Below are 17,565 nucleotides of genomic sequence, written 5' to 3' on the forward strand. Positions count from 1 at the left end.
ACTTTCTTTTTAGAAGATTTAAAACCGAAGTTTTACTTAACTCTGTGAGCAGCTCTTTCCTCGCTATGCGTTGGCGTTCCCCGTCTCAGTGGGGTCGCATTATAGGGAGAACAGATTTTTACGCAAGCACTTTTTTAAAGAAAAACCAAAAAAAAGCACTGTTCGGTCAATATGTGAACTAAACCCTCTATAACTGGTAGTTTTATAATCAAAACAGGCCTTTTCTGGCCTATATTTAAGTGTTGCTGTTACACTCAAGCGACTATAACTGGTATTTAAAAGGTATATATATGGCTATCCGTTCTTATAAAGGTGTGACTCCTTCTTTTAATTCGTCTGTTTATGTTGATGAATCGTCTGTTTTGGTAGGAGATATTACTATTGGTGACCACTGTAGCGTATGGCCTTTAGTGGCAGCGCGAGGAGATGTTAACTATATACGTATTGGTGAACGTACAAATATACAAGACGGTAGTGTTCTTCATTTATCACGTGCGACTAAAAGTAACCCAGATGGTTACCCACTTGTTATTGGTGATGATGTGACAGTAGGACACAAGGTGATGCTGCATGGATGTACGCTTGGAAATCGTATACTTGTTGGTATGGGCGCTATTGTAATGGACAATGTAATAGTAGAGGACGACGTTATTATTGGTGGGGGGTCATTAGTGCCGCCAAATAAACGATTGGAGTCTGGTTATTTATATGTTGGTAGTCCAGCAAAGCAAGCTCGCCCATTAACAGAGCAAGAGCTTGCCTTTTTAAAAGTATCTGCAGATAACTATGTGCAATTAAAAGACGAGTATTTAGCAGAGATCAACTAGATTCACTTCTATCTGCCCTGCCGAGTTATAACTTTCATCTTCTATAAGTTGCTCGGCACATTCTTCGTAATCAAATCGGTATTTATCAAAATGCTGCGTTGCATGGCTTTCATCTTGAAGCCCTAGCTTTCGTAAATCTATAATACACTCCACCAGCATCCCTGTTACTTGTGCAAAAAAGACTAGTTGGTGGGAAGGTTCTCTAAACTCGAGTCTATCTATAAACTGTATGGCTTGATTCATTTAAGCATGCCTTGTTTTAGTGCTTTAACAACAGGAAGTATGGCGGGCATTTTATTACGCCATACATAATATGACTGTGCGGCTTGGCCTACTAACATACCACTGCCATCTAACAGCTTAGCGTGGTTATTATGCTCTGCAACCCAGTTCATAAATACGGTATTTTGCTGGGAGTAAAACATATCGTATGCCACTGCGCACTGACTTAGGTGTTTTTCGTCAAGTGCTGGTAACTCGTTGTTCATACTACTAGAGGTAGAATTTACGATAAGTGAGTAATTGCTTACTGGTAATGTATCAAACCCATAGCCTGTTACCTTGCCATATTCAGCAAATAGTTGCGCTAAGTCTTGCGCTTTTTTTGCCGTGCGATTAACAATCGTTATTTCAGCTGGGTTATGCTCAAGTAGCGGTAGTATTACCCCTCTTGCTGCGCCACCAGCACCAATAATTAAAATATGCTTATTGGCAATTGTCACTTCATTGGCAAGTAAATCATTAACAAAGCCCACGCCATCGGTGTTATCGCCTAATAAAGTGCCATCATCGCGTTTTTTAAGTGTATTAACTGCACCAACAATTTTAGCAAGTGGGGTGAGTTCATCAGCCATGGCATACGCTTGCTCTTTAAATGGCATAGTAACGTTGGCACCTATACCGCCTTGCTCAAAAAAGGTGGTTACTGTTTTTTCAAAGTGATCGATAGGTGCTAATATTGCGCGGTAGTCGATTTGCTCACCCAAAGATACAGCAAATTGTTTATGTATCGCGGGGGATTTTGAATGTTTGATTGGATTTCCAAAAACCGCATATTTGTCCATTTTAAAGCAACCTCTTTGCAGCTATACACTGCCTATTAACGATGATAAGTAATATGATTAAACGACTTTTTTCAAAATCTAAACCAGCTCCTGAGCAACCAGCGCCCACTCCTGAGAAAACACCGTATGAAATTATTGGTGGAGAAGCAGGTACCCGTGCTATTGCTAATAGATTCTACGACATAATGGCCAGCGATGAATACGCCAAACCATTATATGATATGCATCCTCTGCCATTAGATAGAATTCGCCAAGTATTTTTTGAGTTTTTATCAGGTTGGTTAGGCGGACCTAGCCTATTTACTGAAAAACACGGCCAACCTATGCTGCGTAAACGCCATATGCCTTTTACTATAAATAAAGACCTGCGCGATCAGTGGATGTATTGCATGAATAAAACGCTCGATATAGAAGTAGACAACCCCCTACTGCGCGAAGGATTAAAGCAGTCTTTTGGACAACTTGCCACCCATATGATTAATGAGCACTAATTGTAACGGCTTAGCAAAAAGGCGCTGTTAAGCGCCTTTTATTAGGGTTTATTGACCTTTGCGGATTAAACAATTCCTACCTTAATTTAATATTTATAACTGCCACTCTCTGGCTATCAAATCAGTAGGTTTATTGCTTAGCCACTCTTGTGGACGTAAATAGTATTGATACAAATTAGCCTCTGCGCTGTCGGGCGCGGGCTTATAATTGTACTCCCAACGCGCCAGTGGTGGCATCGACATTAATATAGACTCTGTGCGCCCACCGCTTTGTAAGCCAAATAAAGTACCTCTATCCCACACAAGGTTAAATTCTACGTAACGACCGCGGCGATACAATTGAAAGTCACGCTGCTGTTGCGTGTATTCATCATTTTTACGACGCTCAATAATAGGTAAGTAAGCATCTAAAAAACCATTACCAACCGATTGCATAAATGCAAAGCTCTGCTCAAACCCTAGCTCGTTTAAGTCATCAAAAAATAAGCCGCCTACACCGCGTGTTTCGTCGCGATGTTTTAGGTAAAAATATTCATCACACCACGTTTTGTATTTTGGATACACTTGTTCACCAAATGGTGCACAAATGTCGTGTGCGACTTGGTGCCAATGCTGTACATCTTCAAAAACGGGGTAAAAAGGCGTTAAGTCAAACCCTCCGCCAAACCACCAAATAGGCTCTTCGCCTTCTTTTTCAGCTATAAAAAAGCGTACATTGGCATGACTTGTAGGAACATGTGGGTTTTTTGGATGAATAACTAATGAAACACCACATGCATGAAAGCTTCGCCCTGCAAGCTCAGGCCTATGAGCGGTCGCAGAGCCCGGCATAGATGCACCAAAAACATGCGAGTAGTTAACGCCGCCTTGCTCTATTACATTGCCGTTAGTGGTAACACGCGTACGCCCGCCACCGCCTTCGGCACGTTGCCAGCTATCTTCTACAAATTTTGCACTGCCATCGGCCTGCTCTAAACCTTGGCAAATGGTGTCTTGCAAAGCCATAAAATACGCTTTTACTTGTTCCAATAATTCGCTTTGCATATTAACCTCTAAATACTTTGCCAGTCATGGCGTCTTTAATTGTGCTTGGCTGCGTGTTGCCCCCTAAGGGCTCATCAATGTAACAGCCTACCTTATCTGCAAATTGCTGCTTGGCTTGTTCAATACTTGTTACCGTTGGCTGTCCGGTTAAATTAGCACTAGTAGAGACAAGAGGCTTGCCTAATTGCTGGCATAAGCGCTTAACACTTGGATGATCAGTAACCCGAACGGCAATCGTATCAAACTGCCCTGTTAACCATTTAGGCGTATTTTTAGCTGCAGGCATTACCCAGGTAATAGCACCGGGCCAACTAGAAAAAATATCAGCGCGTTTGTCCATTGGCAGCTTTACATCGTCAACATACTTTAATAACTGGCCGTAGTTATCGGCGATTAGAATAAGGCCCTTTTCAACGGGACGCTGTTTTATTTCTAGCAACTTCTCAACAGCTTGCTGATTATCTGGATCACACCCTAAACCATAGACAGCTTCAGTAGGATATAAAATAACTTCACCTTGTTCTAAGCAAGATATAGCCGTAGGCAATGTAGAAAGGTCTGACAAAATATGCTCCAGAAATTTATATTAATCAGTAGTGGTAAGTTTATGCAGGCAACTTTTTTGTGGGCACTGTAGCACAGTACCATTGGCCATTTTTTTCTCAATAACAAGCGGCCAATCGCACTTAGGGCATGGCTTGGCTATTGGTTTGTTATTTAGAGTATATTTACAGCTTGGGTAACAATCGCATGAGTAAAACGTTTTACCAAATTTATTGCTGCGTGCAACTAGCTGCCCTTTTTTACATTTAGGACACCCAGGTAATTCATCATCGTTATTATTAGGTTCGTCATCGTGGGCGATATAATGACACTCAGGGTACCCTGTACACCCAATAAACATACCATAACGGCCGTTTTTAACCACCAGCGGTTTTGTGCACTGTGGGCAGGCTGAATCTTCAAGAACCTTTATTTCGTTGCTGTCGTGATGCGCTAATGGACGAATAAAGTCGCATTTAGGGTAACTAGCACAACCCAAAAACGGACCTGTTTTAGAGTTACGGATCACTAATTCAGAACCACATTGTGGGCAGACTTCGTATTCTTTTTCTAAGGCGTGTTTATCCGCCGAGAAAAGCGAATGGTCGATTTTACTCATGAGGTTCCTAATGGGTTGCTGAATTTTCGCCTAATATACCCAAACCACTTAAAGATACAAGCTGTGCATATATGTTTAAGTGGTTTGGCATACAATTTTAATGTAGAAGTTCGGTGGGTTCGTCAAATATAAGGTCTTCCATTTGCTCGTAAGCCTCTTCTGAGCCAGGTACGTTAAATAACACCATAAGCACCACCCACTTTAAGTCATCGAGCGAAATATAAGGTTTATCTAATGCGGCTAGGCGGTCCATAACCATTTCACGGGTTACACTGTTAACGACCCTTATTTGCTCTAAAAACATCAAAAAGCCACGGCATTCAACGTTTAACATTTTGCATTCGCTATCGGTAAAAATGCGCATTGCTTGGTGAGGCTTTGTAATTAAATAGGGCGACTCGTCGCTGCGTTGTAAATCGGCCAATTGTTCAAGCCAGTTTAACGCTTTAAAAATTTCGGTCTTATTAAAGCCCGCGCGAAGTAATTCATCGGTAAGCTCGTTTTCTTCAATATAAATATCGGCTTCACTGTGAATGTAGTTTTCAAAAAGATACATGAGAATATCAAACATATTACCTTCCTGTGCTTAGCTTTATATACCCGTCTAACACTCGCTCTATTTCGTCGTCTAACTCTAAATCGAGCAACCTTGCCAGCACTTTATCAATTGGCCACTTGGCACGACGTACAATTTCATCAACACTGGTTACCTCATACCCTATACTATTTAACACCTCACACTGTGACTGTTTGTTTACAGGCTCCTCTTTATTATATAGACCGCTTTGATAAGAAAAGCTCACCTCATCCAAAATATCTGTTACATTTTCGACTAACTTAGCGCCCTGCTTTATTAAAAAATGACTCGCTTGCGATAAAGGGTTTTTAATAGAGCCAGGTACTGCAAACACTTCTTTATTTTGTTCAATAGCGTAACGTACCGTGATCAATGAACCGCTTTTAATTTCAGCCTCTACAATAACCACGCCTAAAGACAGCCCTGATATAATACGGTTTCTGCGTGGAAAGTTATGCGCATTAGCGGCGGTACCCGGTAAAAACTCGCTTATTAATAAGCCATGCTCTAATACTTGGTCTGTTAATAATTTATGGCGTTTGGGGTAGTAAATATCAACCCCAGTCCCTAATACACCAATTGTTTTGCCATTATTGGCCAATGCGCCTTTGTGCGCGGCACCATCAATTCCCCGCGCCATGCCCGAGGTAACAGTAATACCGGCTAAAGTAAGCTGATAAGCAAGCTCCGAAGCTATTTCAAGCCCAGTAGGGGTCGCGTTTCTACTGCCAACAATAGCCACTTGCGGGCTAGATAACAGCGATATATCGCCTTTACAAAATAACAGTAAAGGGGCACTGGCTATGTGTTTTAGCTCGTTTGGGTATAGCGCATCAAAAATACACACCACAGTAATATTAAGCTGCTGTATTTGTTGTTCGTAATGGTTTACTTGCTGCCAATTGGTATTGAGTAAGTTGCAGGCTTGGTTTTGGGTAAGGCCAAGCTGTTGTAATTCACTTTGGTTTAAATCAAATAATGATTCGAGGGGGTGAGTATGTGATAAGGCTAACAGTGTTTTAATACCTAAGCCTTTACACATATAAAAGGCAAGCCAGTGGGCTAGCTTGCCAGATGACTGATCCATGCTCTCTCCTAGAGCACCGACTCGCTACAACTTAATGAATTACTACACTATCTCCAACGCGAATTGGGTGCTGATTTTTTGTTATTAATGCATAACTCACTTTGTCATACACTTTAAATACAATTAACTCACCCACTTTTTCATGTGGCATTGTCCATGTTGTGGTGTCTTCATCTGGCTCGCTGCCAAATAATTCACCTGCATCAGATAAAAGCTTTTCAAATTTGCTCGAATCCTCTGGATAACGCGGTCCCCGAGGGCCATCAATAACGGTGGGTGATTGGCGTTCTAAATCGAGGATATGACCAACTTCAATTTGTTGCTCAGCACCTAAGTTTAGCACCACTACATCCATTGTGCTGAATTCTCTTACTTGGCGCGGCGAGTCAATAACACTGCCGGATACACTTTGCTTAGGACGATGCATATTAAAGTACGCTGGTAACATTTGGCCTTGCATAGCAGGGAGTAAAAAATCGCCTTGTTGTATTTCTTGTTTAACTGACTCAACCCTTAAAGACGATGGTACGCCATTGCTTTCATCGCCCGTTCTAAATGCACGAGCCATACCGACATAAGTAGCGCGAGTAGCTAGCTCTTCACCGGTTTGTGTATCTATGTAAGGTTCGCCTTTGTGATAAATAGCATACGCTTTATGTACTTTTAAATCGCCCTTAACGTATAAAATATGCCCGAGAGTTTGCGTTTTAGTATTTTCGTTTGCCCCTAAAATATACGGCTTATCATCTATGTCATCGCTGTTAATCGCTTGCTCATAACTTAAATAAGGTTTAATTATTTCAAGTGGCAAAGTGGTAATGGCGTTATTGCCTTTTGGTGTAATACGCCCTTGCGGCGATAACTTTCTGTACGCTTTATTAATCACCAAACGCGGGTTACCGTCGGCGTCGAACACTAACGCGAGTGCATCGCCTGGGTAAATTAGATGCGGGTTGTCTATTTGCGGGTTCATTTGCCACAACTCTGGCCACAGCCACGGTTCTTCTAAATAAATGCCGGAAATATCCCAAAGGGTATCGCCTTTTTTTACAACATATTGTTTTGGAGCATCTTTTTTTATTTGTAAAACATCAGCGACTGCAGGAAAAGCAGTACTTAGTGCAAACATAATTGCAGCCAATTGAGATTTCATTGGGCTTCCTTGTATTGTTTTTTCATTATTATTGACCAAAACCTGTTAAAGGGGAACGCGAATGGCTAAAATAAGAGCATACAATACCCTAAATTAAGCACAAGTGTAAAAAGGTAACTATGGCTAGGTTAGAAGTTTTAAGATTTCCAGATGAGCGTTTACGTACGGTAGCAAAAGAAGTTGCACAGGTTGATGACAACGTTCGCCAAATTGTAAAAGACATGCTAGAGACAATGTACGATGAAAACGGCATTGGGCTAGCTGCTACACAAGTTGATATTCATCAACGTATTGTGGTGATCGACGTATCAGAAGAACGCGACGAACCACTGGTTTTAATTAACCCACAAATTATTAAAAAAGATGGTGCAACAATTAGCGAAGAAGGCTGTTTATCAGTGCCTAACTCTTACGCAAAAGTAGACCGTGCTGAAACCGTAACCGTTGCTGCTCTTAACGAAAATGGTGAAGAATTTGTACTAGATGCAGATGAGCTATTAGCTATTTGTATTCAACACGAACTAGATCACTTACAAGGTAAACTATTTATCGATTACCTATCGCCATTAAAGCGTCAACGTATTCGCAAAAAGCTTGAAAAAGAAGCTAAATTTGCCGCGAAGTAATAAGCACCTTAGGAAAACTCAGTGACAAAACCACTACGCATTATATTTGCCGGTACGCCGGACTTTGCCGCTCGTCACCTACAAGCGTTAATTCAAAGCGAACACCAAATTGTTGGTGTTTACAGCCAACCAGATCGCCCTGCTGGGCGTGGTAAAAAATTAAAAGCCAGTGAAGTAAAAGCGCTTGCGCTTGAACATGAACTACCTGTTTTTCAGCCACAATCATTAAAAAATGAAGACGCACTCACTGAGCTTAAAAGCTTAAATGCCGATATCATGATTGTGGTGGCTTATGGCTTAATTTTACCAAAAGCCATTTTAGAGGCACCACGCTTAGGGTGTTTAAATGTGCATGGCTCTATTTTACCGCGCTGGCGCGGTGCTGCGCCTATACAGCGCGCAATTTGGGCTGGCGATGAAGATACCGGCGTAACCATAATGCAAATGGATGAAGGGCTTGATACCGGCGACATGCTGCACATTAGCCGCTGCCCTATTGCTGCGGATGAAACCAGTGCCAGTTTATACACTAAACTGGCTGAACTTGGTCCCAGAGCACTTGTTCAAACCATTAATAAGTTAGCCAATGGCGAGCTTATAGCAGAGCCGCAAAACGACGAGTTGGCAAATTACGCTAAAAAGCTTTCAAAAGAGGAAGCGAATATTGATTGGACGATGGATGCCGTACAAATTGAGCGTAATATTCGTGCATTTAATCCATGGCCAGTGTGTTTTACTCAAATGGGTGAGCACAGCGTAAAAATTTACCAAGCCTCAGTCGTGGAGCAAACAGGCCGTGCGGGCGTTGTTTTATCAAGCGATAAAAACGGCATTGTAGTGGCGTGTGGCAAGCAGGCATTAAGTATTACACAGCTGCAACCCCAAGGTAAAAAACCAATGGCAATTAGCGACTTTTTAAACGGTCGCAGTGACTGGGTAACTCCTGGCACCGTATTAGGCGAAAACAATGAGTAATGTTCAAAACGTACGTGCGCTTGCCGCTGAAACTTTATATAACGTGGTTGATAAAGGCGCTTCGCTAAATCAAGAGCTACCATTTGCCAGCCAAGGGCTGCCCCCTAAAGACAAAGCGCTATTACAGCAAATTTGTTACGGCGTGTTGCGCTACCTACCTAGCCTTGAAAACTACTGCCAACATTTAGTAGAGCAGCCACTTAAAGGTAAGCGTCGTATTTTTCAGTTTTTGTTGTATGTCGGTATCTATCAGCTGCAGCATATGCGCGTGCCACCGCATGCCGCCATTTCTGAAACCGTTAATGCCCTTGGCCAAATGCGTGCATTAGGCTTAAAAGGCTTAATCAACGCTATTTTGCGTAGTTTTCAGCGCCAACAAAGCGAGCTTGAAGAAAAAGCCAAGCAAATACCAGTGTGTTTATATAACCATCCAAATTGGTTTATTAAACAAGTGCAAGCTGCCTACCCAGACAACTGGGAAGCGCTTCTTGAAGAAAACCAACAACAAGCCCCTATGTGGTTACGTGTCAATCAAGCCCAATACAGCACGCAACAATACAGCGAAATGTTAACGGCTAACGATATAGAGCACACGTTAAACCCTGAGTTTGTTGATGGTATTAAACTAGCTAAACCGCGTGATGTATTTTCGTTGCCAGAATTTGATGTGGGCGCCTGCTCTGTACAAGACGCCGCAGCGCAATTAGCCGCACGCTTTTTAGCACCTCAAGCTGATGAATACATTTTAGATGCCTGTGCAGCACCTGGCGGTAAAACATGTCATATATTAGAGCTTGCCGATGCAGAAGTATTAGCACTTGATAGTGACGCTACTCGCCTAGAACGTGTTAAACAAAATTTAACCCGTATCGGTTTAGGCGCAGATCTACATTGTGCAGACGCTTCGCAGCCACACACCTGGTGGGATGAGCAACAGTTTGACCGCATTTTATTAGATGTCCCTTGTTCGGCAACCGGTGTTATACGCCGCCACCCAGATATTAAATGGCTTCGCCGCGCATCAGACATTGAAGATTTAGCCACACTACAAAGCGATATACTCAATAGCATTTGGCCGCTACTTAAACCAGGCGGCACAATGATATACGCAACCTGTTCGGTACTGCCGCAAGAGAACCAACAGCAAGTCGCTAAATTTTTAGCTAATAATAGTGACGTTGAGCATATACCACTGCACGACAACGACACAGTTACCAACCCTGGTTTACAATTACTACCAGGTGAAAGCGACGGATTTTATTACGCTAAGCTAGTTAAAAAAGCCTAATAGCCGTACACTCAATAGCCATTTATTAAACAGTAAATGGCTATTTTTTTAATTAAACAGTAATTCGGGTAAATAATGAAAATAATCATACTCGGTGCCGGACAAGTCGGTGGTACGCTTGCTGAAAACTTAGTTGGCGAACAAAACGAAATAACCGTTGTTGATATAGACGGCAACCGCTTACGAGAGCTACAAGATAAGTACGACTTACAAGGGGTCACGGGGCACAGTGCACACCCAGATGTGCTCAGACGTGCAGGTGCTGAAGACGCCGACATGATTATTGCGGTAACCAGCTCAGATGAAGTTAATATGGTGGCGTGCCAAGTCGCGTATAGTATTTTTAATACGCCAACTAAAATAGCCCGTATCCGATCAGAGCAATATTTAAAATACCGCGAAAAACTATTTCATAACGATGACCTCCCGGTTGATCACTATATTGCCCCCGAAGCACTTGTTACCAAATATATTCGCCGTTTAATAGATTACCCAGGCGCGTTGCAAGTGCTGCAATTTGCCGATGGCATGCTCTCTCTTGTGGCTGTAAAAGCTTACTACGGTGGCTTATTAGTGGGTTATGCGCTTTCTGCTTTAAAAGAGCATATTCCGAATGTAGAAACCCGTGTAGCAGCAATTTATCGCCAAGGTAAAGCTATAAAGCCACTGGGCACCACGGTAATAGAAGCGGACGATGAAGTATTTTTCATTGCTGCCACTAAGCATATTCGCGCAGTTATGAACGAGCTACAAAAGCTTGAGCGTTCTTACAAAAAAATTATGATAGCCGGTGGTGGTAACATTGGTGCAGGCCTTGCTCGCTCACTGGAAAAAAACCACAGCGTTAAGTTACTAGAGCGCAGTAAAGAGCGTGCTGAGCAACTCTCTGAAATGCTAGATAACACCGTCGTGTTTTGTGGAGACGCCTCAGACCAAGAACTACTATCTGAAGAGCACATAGAGCAAGTTGATGTGTTTATTGCCGTAACCAACGACGATGAAGCAAATATAATGTCGGCCATGCTTGCAAAACGCATGGGCGCACAAAAAACCATGGTGCTTATTCAGCGTGGTGCGTATGTAGATTTAGTGCAAGGGGGTGAAATAGATATTGCTATATCACCACAACAAGCAACTATTTCGGCGCTACTTACACACGTACGCCGTGGCGATATTGTTAATGTGTACTCGTTACGTAAAGGCGCGGCAGAGGCCATTGAAGCCGTTGCCCATGGCGATGAAAACACATCAAAAGTAGTTGGCCGTGCGATTGCCGATATCAAGCTACCTGCAGGTACAACGATTGGCGCTATTGTACGTAATGACGACGTACTGATTGCCCACGACGACACCGTTATTATGTCTGGTGATCACGTTATTATGTTTTTAATCGATAAAAAGCATATCAACGTAGTAGAAAAGCTATTCCAAGTTAGCGCTATATTTTTATAGTTAAACACAAAAAAGCCGCTGACTAAGGCGGCTTTAGTGGAGTATGTTTTTTTAATGCTAGGCAACCCTGCTTAGCAGCTTACTAATTACTGTACTTTTGAAAACTCTTGCTCAGAAATTTCACCATTACCATCAGTATCTAGCTGGTCAAAAATATTCACTAGCTGTGAATTTACCTGCGCTTCTTGCTTTGAAATTGCACCATCACCATCGGCATCAAACGAGGCAAAGTCGACTGCAGCATACGCCGCTGATGAAGAAGCTAATACGATAACGGCAAGTGCTGTATTTAATGTTTTCATAGTTGTGTCCTAATTAAGAGGAAATCCTTTTCTAAGATCCATGGGTTTAAAAATTAACTAAAAAGTGCTTTTGCCAATGTGCATTATTAAGTTTTAATGCACATTGGATTAGAGCAAATGACTCTTTGCTAAGTGAACATGCGCTGCCCTGCGCTCAATTGGCAAAGATCATCACACCCTAGTATTTAGAGAACTCTTGCTTTGAAAGCTCACCATTTCCGTCGGTATCAAGCTCAACAAACTCAGCCATTAAATCCGCATCAACCGATGCTTCAGCTTGGCTGATGGCGCCATTGCCATCTACATCTAGCGTGTCAAAATCAGTCCCTGCAAATGCAGCAGAAGAAGAGGCAATAGCCATAAATGCGAGTGCTTTATTTAAATGCTTCATAATTTAATCCTTCAATATAAACAAATTAGTTAAGTTCACTACGTGGTGTACGCAATCCTTGTAATCCTTTTTCGTAAGCTCCCTTGCCTACTTAGGTTGTCATTGGCAACTCAGGATTGTTACCACACTTTAAGCTTCTGAAAATTCTTCTTTTGATAGCTCACCATCTTGGTCAGTATCTAATTCTGAGAACATGCTCATCAGTTTTGCATCAATTGATGCCTCTGATTTGCTAATCGTGCCGCTGCCATCTACATCTAACGTATCAAAATCGGTTGCTGCAAATGCCGCTGATGATGAAGCAAGGGCGATAAGTGCTAAAGTTTTATTAATGCTTTTCATAATATAATTCCTTCAAGTATATGTGTGCGATTAAGTGTTTTACTTTAAATCACGTTATTGTTCAGTACAGCCAGACTATTACAACTTGAATGCCAAGTTTTAAAAGCTCATTAATTTCAATTAGTTAAAAGAGCACTTGGCTATTTTTGATAAATTTGCGGGGATTTTATGTTGCAAACTAGCAACAAAGGGTAAAGCTAAGTTTTTAAATACAATAAAAACAGCTAGTTACATAAGAGAAAAAAGCTACAATTTTCGGCGTAAATTGTAAGGATGAAGATTTATCGAAAAAAGAGACTAAATTTTAGCCGTGAGGGGAGCTAACGTATTAAAATAACTCACTCGTAAAACTAATCTATACAGCTGATTTTTATAGAAAATAAAAATTATTTTGTGAAGTTTTAAAAAATATGACTGCCACTCAAGTAAAAAATGGCCATTTGTTGCTATTAAGCGAAAGTGCTTATTCTAATGGCAGCTCAAGCATCGCGGGATCGATAAAGTGCTCTTTCATAAATGCCTTCATTTCATCTTCACTGGCTAAAAGTTTAATACCACAATTAACTCCTGCGGCGTGTTCTTTTACACTGCATATTTCGCCAGTAAATGCTTTATTGTTGGTATCAACCGTCACCGTGCATTGCATATCTTTAATATTTTCATCGTTTTGATCGCCGCGTACATCAAACATCACCCCGGTAAGCGAGATGTCTTTAATCACCCCTTCAAGTACTCTATCGTCACTGAGAGTTAATTTTGCAGGTAATAAGGTAGGTATGCGTGTTTGCGCGCGCAGTGCAAATAACTGCACTTGCGTAGGGTAATTAATAAAAATGAGCCTAGCAGGGTGTGAGGCAACCGACATAAGCTGCTGCCTAAATGCTATTACTTGTCCGCCACTGCCTTCTATAACCGCTCTTACCACCACCATTACACCGTCACGTAGGTAATCACTTGCAGCAGGTAAACGCTTTGAACTTGGGTAATTTAAAATAATAAATTTATTTTCTAGCAAGCCAATAAACTCTGTTTTTACGCGTTTACTACTGGTAGGCGTAACAATTTCCAAGTCGACCAATCGCCCTGTTGTTAACTGGTGTAATTTATCTAAATTAGAATGTGGCATGCCTGTTCCTAAGCATCATTTATATATTATTACCCACGCCAAAAGGTCGGCGTAAATAGCACGAGTAAGGTGAATATTTCTAAGCGACCAAATACCATGGCAATGGTTAATAGCCATTTGGCACCATCGCTCACCGCCCCATAATGCGAGGCAACATCACCTAAGCCTGGGCCTAAATTATTTAAACATGCCGCTGTAGCAGAGAACGCGGTAATGTTATCCATGCCGGTTCCCATTAGCGCCAGCATTATAATAATAAATACCAATGCGTACGCTGAGAAAAACCCCCAAACCGCTTCAACTACTTTATCGGGCAGGGCTTTACGACCAAGCTTAATAGAGTATATAGCACGTGGGTGAACTAAGCGGTTAAGCTCACGTATGCCTTGTAGGTAAAGTAAAAACACGCGTACAACTTTCATACCGCCACCGGTTGAACCTGCACAGCCACCTATAAAGCTCGAAAAAATAAGCAATATAGGTAAAAACAGCGGCCAAGTAGAAAAGTTATCGGTGGCAAAACCGGCTGTGGTACTCATAGACACCGCCTGAAATAAAGCCTGATCGAGGGTTTCATCACCATCGGCAAATATTTCGTTAGATGAGAGCACCGTAAAACAAATCACCACCAGCGCTAACTGTATCAGTAAAAAAACTTTAAATTCAGGGTCGCGAATGTATACCTGAATATTACGACTGGCTACCGCCGCGTAATGCAGTGAAAAGTTAACCGCAGCAATAATTAAAAAGAAAACACATATAAAGTTAATGACAGGGCTATCAAAGTGCCCTATTGAGGCATCGTAAGTAGAAAAACCGCCAATCGCCACTGTAGAAAACGCATGGCATATAGCATCAAACCACTCCATACCTGCCGCCCAATACGCCAACATACAGGTTACCGTTAACGACACATAAATGTACCAAAGGTGCTTTGCGGTATCGGCAATACGGGGGGTCATTTTTGAATCTTTTACTGGGCCTGGGATCTCAGCTCGGTATAATTGCATGCCACCGACCCCAAGCATGGGCAGTATAGCAACAGCAAGTACAATGATACCCATACCGCCAAACCACTGTAATTGCTGGCGATAAAACAAAACAGACTTAGGCAGGTATTCAATTCCGGTAAGTACCGTGGCCCCAGTGGTTGTAAGGCCAGAAAAGGCCTCAAACACCGCATCGGCCATAGACAAATTAGGTTCTTGTAAAAAAATCAGCGGTAACGATGCAAACGCCCCTAGTACCAGCCAAAACAGTACAACAATTAAAAAGCCTTCGCGTGCTTTTAAGTCGCCGTTTTCATGCCTGTTTGGGTAATAAGCTGTTAAACCAATAACCACACTAAATATAAACGCTAATACAAAGGGAACACCACCACCATCTTTATAAAATAAAGACACCACCGCAGGCGGCACCATGGTAATACTAAACAGCGCAACAAGTTGGCCAAGGATTTTTATGATGGTACGAAATTGCATGTAGCTTATCGCTTTTATTATTAGTAAATATAAGTGTGTAAGTTATTGTCTTACTCTTTGATAGTTAACTCAACTGCGCCATGGCTTAAATCAAAAATATCTTTAATGGCCTGTTTTGCTTGGCGGCTATCAATAGTAATAACCCATTCAATATTAGCAGTAAATTGTTTTTCTATATTAAGTACTTGATAATTGGTTTTTAACAATTGCTCTATTGCGCCCTGCATGCTGTATTCACTTTGGCCTACAATCTCGATACTCGGTACTTTAGTCACCGTTTTTAGCTGCGAAAGTGCATTATTAAGCGACCCACCATAGGCACGCACTAACCCACCGGTGCCCAGCTTTATACCGCCAAAATAACGGGTGACAACCGCAGTAATTTCGCCAAGTCCAGAACCCACCAGCACATTAAGCATGGGCTTTCCTGCGGTACCATTTGGCTCGCCATCATCAGAAAAACCATAAACATGACTTCCGCCTGGGTTACCCGCTACGTGCGCCCAACAATTATGACGAGCATCTGGGTACTTTTCTTCAATGCTTTTAATAAATGCTTTAGCAGCCTGTAGGTCTGGCGTATGCGCGATATGAACTATAAAGGTGCTTTTTTTAATTTCTTCTTGATGAAACACATCATCGGCGGGGTATTTATATTCAGACATAATTAAAGCTCAATTAAAAATGGGGCCAAAAGGCCCCTTTGCATTCGCGTATTTTAGCGCGTATTGGCGAGCTAGTCTTTATTAGCTTAATCGAGCGCTAAATCACGAGTCATATTTTCTAGGCTGTCTTCGTGAACAATAATATTGTCTTCAATACGAATACCGCCGTATGGTTTTAACGACTCAATTTTTTCCCAGTTAATAAACTGCTTACTGTCGGTTTGCGCTAAATCACCTAATAATGAGTCTATAAAGTAAAGCCCTGGCTCAATAGTAAACACTTGGTTTTTCTCTATTTTACGAGTACAACGCAAGAATGGGTGCCCTTCTGGCGATGGCTGGTGGGTGCCTTTATCATCACGCATAAAGCCGCCCATATCGTGCACTTGTAAGCCAAGGTGATGGCCCAAGCCATGAGGGAAAAATGTTGAGGTAATTTTACGTTCCACAATTTCTGTTGCGGGTAAGTTTACAATATTGAAGTCGCTAAGAATTTGCGCAATACGGTTATGACAATCAACGTGTAAATCGCCATATAACATGCCTGGCTTTAATGCGTTGCCTAGCTCAATTTGTATTGCCGTCATAGTTTGTACTAGTTCAGCAAACTCGCCCTGCTTTTTAAAATCGTACGTACGGGTTATATCTGCGGCATACCCATTAAAGTTTGCGCCAGCATCGATTAAAAACGAATTATGAGTAAGCGGTGCTTTTGGCTCAAAATGTGTGTAATGCAAAATAGCGCAGTTTTCGTTAAGCGCTACTATGTTGCCATACGGCATTTCGTTTTCGCTTTGGCGTGTAGCCATAAGGTACGCTTGCTGAATATCAAATTCGCTACCTCCATTATAAAACGTATCGCGTGCTGCTTTATGTCCATCTACCGCAATGCGGTTGGCTTGGCGTAAACATTCAAGCTCGTACTGCGTTTTATAAGCGCGGTTATAATGAAAATAGTTAAGTACCGGCTCAGGGTTCATAATACTAAAGCCAAGCGCTTGCGCTACCTCTAGGTATTCGCCCATGTAAGCGTATTTAGCTTTATCGTAAGGTAATAGTTTTTCAACTTGATCAGGCTGTAGCAATAATTCTATATCAAAGTACTCAGCCCAAAAATCACGCGGCTCATCTGGTACTTTGTGCCAAAAATCAACTGGGCGGTAAAAAATAAGCTTAGGTTTATCGCTACCATTTACCACAATCCAACAATGTGGATTATCAATAACAGGAAGCCATGCTTTAAAGTGTGGATTAACTTTAAATGGGTAATACATGTCGTCTAAAAACTGGCGCTTAGCTTGGCCTGAGTGAATAACTAAACCCTCGAGCCCTTCACGGTCACAAATTGTACGCGTACGTTGTTGTAATGTGGCAATATGCTCTGCATATAAAACGGCTAATTTATCCATTGTTAATCCATCTGTTAAATTTAACTTGCTTTGAGTCTACCACTTAAACGTAAAGCGCTCAAAAAAGGGGGATATTTAACATGTAAATATCCCCCTAATACTT

General features: G+C 41.8%; 21 protein-coding genes and 1 pseudogene. 7 read left to right on the top strand and 15 right to left on the bottom strand.

Going from position 1 to position 17,565, the window contains the following annotated elements; all coding sequences use genetic code 11:
* Positions 1-182 (top strand): annotated as a pseudogene (locus CWC04_RS19755) (hypothetical protein); the annotation flags it as partial.
* A gap of 108 nt (positions 183-290) precedes the next feature.
* Entirely contained in the window at positions 291-827 is a 537-nt protein-coding gene (locus tag CWC04_RS12975; protein ID WP_138685622.1) for a gamma carbonic anhydrase family protein, read from the top strand.
* Here CWC04_RS12975 and CWC04_RS12980 read toward each other — a convergent pair.
* Positions 810-1,070, bottom strand: coding sequence for a DUF1488 family protein (locus CWC04_RS12980; protein WP_024031321.1), 261 nt, complete (start codon positions 1,068-1,070; stop codon positions 810-812). The two genes, CWC04_RS12975 and CWC04_RS12980, sit on opposite strands and share 18 nt — an antisense overlap.
* On the bottom strand, positions 1,067-1,891 hold the full coding sequence (aroE, locus tag CWC04_RS12985) for a shikimate dehydrogenase (RefSeq protein ID WP_138685623.1): 825 nt from the start codon (positions 1,889-1,891) through the stop codon (positions 1,067-1,069). The genes CWC04_RS12980 and aroE overlap by 4 nt, the downstream gene beginning before the upstream one ends.
* 53 nt (positions 1,892-1,944) lie before the next feature.
* Here aroE and CWC04_RS12990 point away from each other — a divergent pair, with 53 nt between their 5' ends.
* Positions 1,945-2,382, top strand: a complete 438-nt coding sequence (locus CWC04_RS12990) for a group II truncated hemoglobin (RefSeq protein WP_138685624.1) — start codon at positions 1,945-1,947, stop codon at positions 2,380-2,382.
* Between the two features lie 93 nt (positions 2,383-2,475).
* Here the strand turns inward: CWC04_RS12990 and hemF are convergent, their stop codons facing one another.
* The 6 genes from hemF to CWC04_RS13020 all read right to left on the bottom strand — a co-directional run bounded on the left by hemF (position 2,476) and on the right by CWC04_RS13020 (position 7,405).
* The gene (hemF, locus tag CWC04_RS12995) at positions 2,476-3,426 is read right to left on the bottom strand and encodes an oxygen-dependent coproporphyrinogen oxidase (RefSeq protein WP_138685625.1); all 951 of its coding nucleotides are present in this window, start codon (positions 3,424-3,426) and stop codon (positions 2,476-2,478) included.
* A gap of 1 nt (position 3,427) precedes the next feature.
* The gene (gene tsaC, locus CWC04_RS13000) at positions 3,428-3,991 is read right to left on the bottom strand and encodes an L-threonylcarbamoyladenylate synthase type 1 TsaC (protein WP_004588032.1); all 564 of its coding nucleotides are present in this window, start codon (positions 3,989-3,991) and stop codon (positions 3,428-3,430) included.
* A 21-nt stretch (positions 3,992-4,012) separates the two neighbouring features.
* Complete coding sequence (locus tag CWC04_RS13005; protein ID WP_004588033.1) at positions 4,013-4,588, bottom strand: DNA topoisomerase family protein; 576 nt, start codon at positions 4,586-4,588, stop codon at positions 4,013-4,015.
* A 97-nt stretch (positions 4,589-4,685) separates the two neighbouring features.
* Positions 4,686-5,159 carry a DUF494 family protein gene (locus CWC04_RS13010; RefSeq protein WP_004588034.1) on the bottom strand — a complete coding sequence of 158 codons (474 nt, stop codon included), beginning with the start codon at positions 5,157-5,159 and terminating at the stop codon, positions 4,686-4,688.
* Position 5,160: 1 nt separating this feature from the next.
* Positions 5,161-6,252, bottom strand: a complete 1,092-nt coding sequence (gene dprA / locus CWC04_RS13015) for a DNA-processing protein DprA (RefSeq protein ID WP_004588035.1) — start codon at positions 6,250-6,252, stop codon at positions 5,161-5,163.
* A gap of 31 nt (positions 6,253-6,283) precedes the next feature.
* Positions 6,284-7,405 (bottom strand): LysM peptidoglycan-binding domain-containing protein, encoded by a 1,122-nt coding sequence (locus CWC04_RS13020; protein WP_138685626.1) that lies wholly within the window; start codon positions 7,403-7,405, stop codon positions 6,284-6,286.
* Between the two features lie 119 nt (positions 7,406-7,524).
* Between CWC04_RS13020 and def the strand changes: the two genes are divergently transcribed.
* From def to trkA, 4 genes are all read left to right on the top strand, one after another.
* The gene (gene def, locus CWC04_RS13025) at positions 7,525-8,031 is read left to right on the top strand and encodes a peptide deformylase (RefSeq protein WP_004588037.1); all 507 of its coding nucleotides are present in this window, start codon (positions 7,525-7,527) and stop codon (positions 8,029-8,031) included.
* 21 nt (positions 8,032-8,052) lie between these two features.
* Positions 8,053-9,006, top strand: coding sequence for a methionyl-tRNA formyltransferase (gene fmt / locus CWC04_RS13030; RefSeq protein WP_138685627.1), 954 nt, complete (start codon positions 8,053-8,055; stop codon positions 9,004-9,006).
* Positions 8,999-10,294: a 16S rRNA (cytosine(967)-C(5))-methyltransferase RsmB gene (rsmB, locus tag CWC04_RS13035; RefSeq protein WP_138685628.1), complete on the top strand. Its 1,296-nt coding sequence runs from the start codon at positions 8,999-9,001 to the stop codon at positions 10,292-10,294. Before fmt ends, rsmB begins: the two co-directional genes overlap by 8 nt.
* 75 nt (positions 10,295-10,369) lie before the next feature.
* Positions 10,370-11,746, top strand: coding sequence for a Trk system potassium transporter TrkA (gene trkA, locus CWC04_RS13040; RefSeq protein WP_004588040.1), 1,377 nt, complete (start codon positions 10,370-10,372; stop codon positions 11,744-11,746).
* An 86-nt stretch (positions 11,747-11,832) separates the two neighbouring features.
* Here trkA and CWC04_RS13045 read toward each other — a convergent pair whose 3' ends face one another.
* From CWC04_RS13045 to pepQ, 7 genes are all read right to left on the bottom strand, one after another.
* Positions 11,833-12,048 carry an EF-hand domain-containing protein gene (locus tag CWC04_RS13045; RefSeq protein ID WP_138685629.1) on the bottom strand — a complete coding sequence of 72 codons (216 nt, stop codon included), beginning with the start codon at positions 12,046-12,048 and terminating at the stop codon, positions 11,833-11,835.
* Between the two features lie 178 nt (positions 12,049-12,226).
* On the bottom strand, positions 12,227-12,439 hold the full coding sequence (locus CWC04_RS13050; RefSeq protein WP_004588042.1) for an EF-hand domain-containing protein: 213 nt from the start codon (positions 12,437-12,439) through the stop codon (positions 12,227-12,229).
* Positions 12,440-12,568: 129 nt separating this feature from the next.
* Positions 12,569-12,781, bottom strand: coding sequence for an EF-hand domain-containing protein (locus tag CWC04_RS13055; RefSeq protein WP_004588043.1), 213 nt, complete (start codon positions 12,779-12,781; stop codon positions 12,569-12,571).
* 463 nt (positions 12,782-13,244) lie between these two features.
* A complete protein-coding gene (locus tag CWC04_RS13060) occupies positions 13,245-13,907 on the bottom strand; it encodes a PilZ domain-containing protein (RefSeq protein WP_004588044.1) in 663 nt (220 codons plus the stop codon).
* Between the two features lie 29 nt (positions 13,908-13,936).
* Positions 13,937-15,388 carry a TrkH family potassium uptake protein gene (locus CWC04_RS13065; RefSeq protein ID WP_004588045.1) on the bottom strand — a complete coding sequence of 484 codons (1,452 nt, stop codon included), beginning with the start codon at positions 15,386-15,388 and terminating at the stop codon, positions 13,937-13,939.
* Between the two features lie 50 nt (positions 15,389-15,438).
* Positions 15,439-16,053, bottom strand: coding sequence for a YigZ family protein (locus CWC04_RS13070; RefSeq protein ID WP_024032141.1), 615 nt, complete (start codon positions 16,051-16,053; stop codon positions 15,439-15,441).
* 86 nt (positions 16,054-16,139) lie between these two features.
* Positions 16,140-17,462 carry a Xaa-Pro dipeptidase gene (pepQ, locus tag CWC04_RS13075; RefSeq protein ID WP_004588047.1) on the bottom strand — a complete coding sequence of 441 codons (1,323 nt, stop codon included), beginning with the start codon at positions 17,460-17,462 and terminating at the stop codon, positions 16,140-16,142.
* Positions 17,463-17,565 lie beyond the last annotated feature (103 nt).

Source organism: Pseudoalteromonas sp. S2893 (assembly GCF_005887105.1).
Lineage (GTDB): Bacteria > Pseudomonadota > Gammaproteobacteria > Enterobacterales > Alteromonadaceae > Pseudoalteromonas > Pseudoalteromonas atlantica.

Bases quoted from the DNA above. Each gene is read 5' to 3' on its own strand.
- pepQ (WP_004588047.1), bottom strand. From the start codon at position 17,462: ATGGATAAATTAGCCGTTTTATATGCAGAGCATATTGCCACATTACAA.
- CWC04_RS13055 (WP_004588043.1), bottom strand. From the start codon at position 12,781: ATGAAAAGCATTAATAAAACTTTAGCACTTATCGCCCTTGCTTCATCA.
- hemF (WP_138685625.1), bottom strand. From the start codon at position 3,426: ATGCAAAGCGAATTATTGGAACAAGTAAAAGCGTATTTTATGGCTTTG.
- CWC04_RS13045 (WP_138685629.1), bottom strand. From the start codon at position 12,048: ATGAAAACATTAAATACAGCACTTGCCGTTATCGTATTAGCTTCTTCA.
- CWC04_RS13065 (WP_004588045.1), bottom strand. From the start codon at position 15,388: ATGCAATTTCGTACCATCATAAAAATCCTTGGCCAACTTGTTGCGCTG.
- CWC04_RS13060 (WP_004588044.1), bottom strand. From the start codon at position 13,907: ATGCCACATTCTAATTTAGATAAATTACACCAGTTAACAACAGGGCGA.
- CWC04_RS13020 (WP_138685626.1), bottom strand. From the start codon at position 7,405: ATGAAATCTCAATTGGCTGCAATTATGTTTGCACTAAGTACTGCTTTT.
- CWC04_RS13070 (WP_024032141.1), bottom strand. From the start codon at position 16,053: ATGTCTGAATATAAATACCCCGCCGATGATGTGTTTCATCAAGAAGAA.
- def (WP_004588037.1), top strand. From the start codon at position 7,525: ATGGCTAGGTTAGAAGTTTTAAGATTTCCAGATGAGCGTTTACGTACG.
- CWC04_RS13050 (WP_004588042.1), bottom strand. From the start codon at position 12,439: ATGAAGCATTTAAATAAAGCACTCGCATTTATGGCTATTGCCTCTTCT.
- CWC04_RS13005 (WP_004588033.1), bottom strand. From the start codon at position 4,588: ATGAGTAAAATCGACCATTCGCTTTTCTCGGCGGATAAACACGCCTTA.
- aroE (WP_138685623.1), bottom strand. From the start codon at position 1,891: ATGGACAAATATGCGGTTTTTGGAAATCCAATCAAACATTCAAAATCC.
- trkA (WP_004588040.1), top strand. From the start codon at position 10,370: ATGAAAATAATCATACTCGGTGCCGGACAAGTCGGTGGTACGCTTGCT.
- rsmB (WP_138685628.1), top strand. From the start codon at position 8,999: ATGAGTAATGTTCAAAACGTACGTGCGCTTGCCGCTGAAACTTTATAT.
- CWC04_RS12980 (WP_024031321.1), bottom strand. From the start codon at position 1,070: ATGAATCAAGCCATACAGTTTATAGATAGACTCGAGTTTAGAGAACCT.
- CWC04_RS13010 (WP_004588034.1), bottom strand. From the start codon at position 5,159: ATGTTTGATATTCTCATGTATCTTTTTGAAAACTACATTCACAGTGAA.
- dprA (WP_004588035.1), bottom strand. From the start codon at position 6,252: ATGGATCAGTCATCTGGCAAGCTAGCCCACTGGCTTGCCTTTTATATG.
- CWC04_RS12975 (WP_138685622.1), top strand. From the start codon at position 291: ATGGCTATCCGTTCTTATAAAGGTGTGACTCCTTCTTTTAATTCGTCT.
- CWC04_RS12990 (WP_138685624.1), top strand. From the start codon at position 1,945: ATGATTAAACGACTTTTTTCAAAATCTAAACCAGCTCCTGAGCAACCA.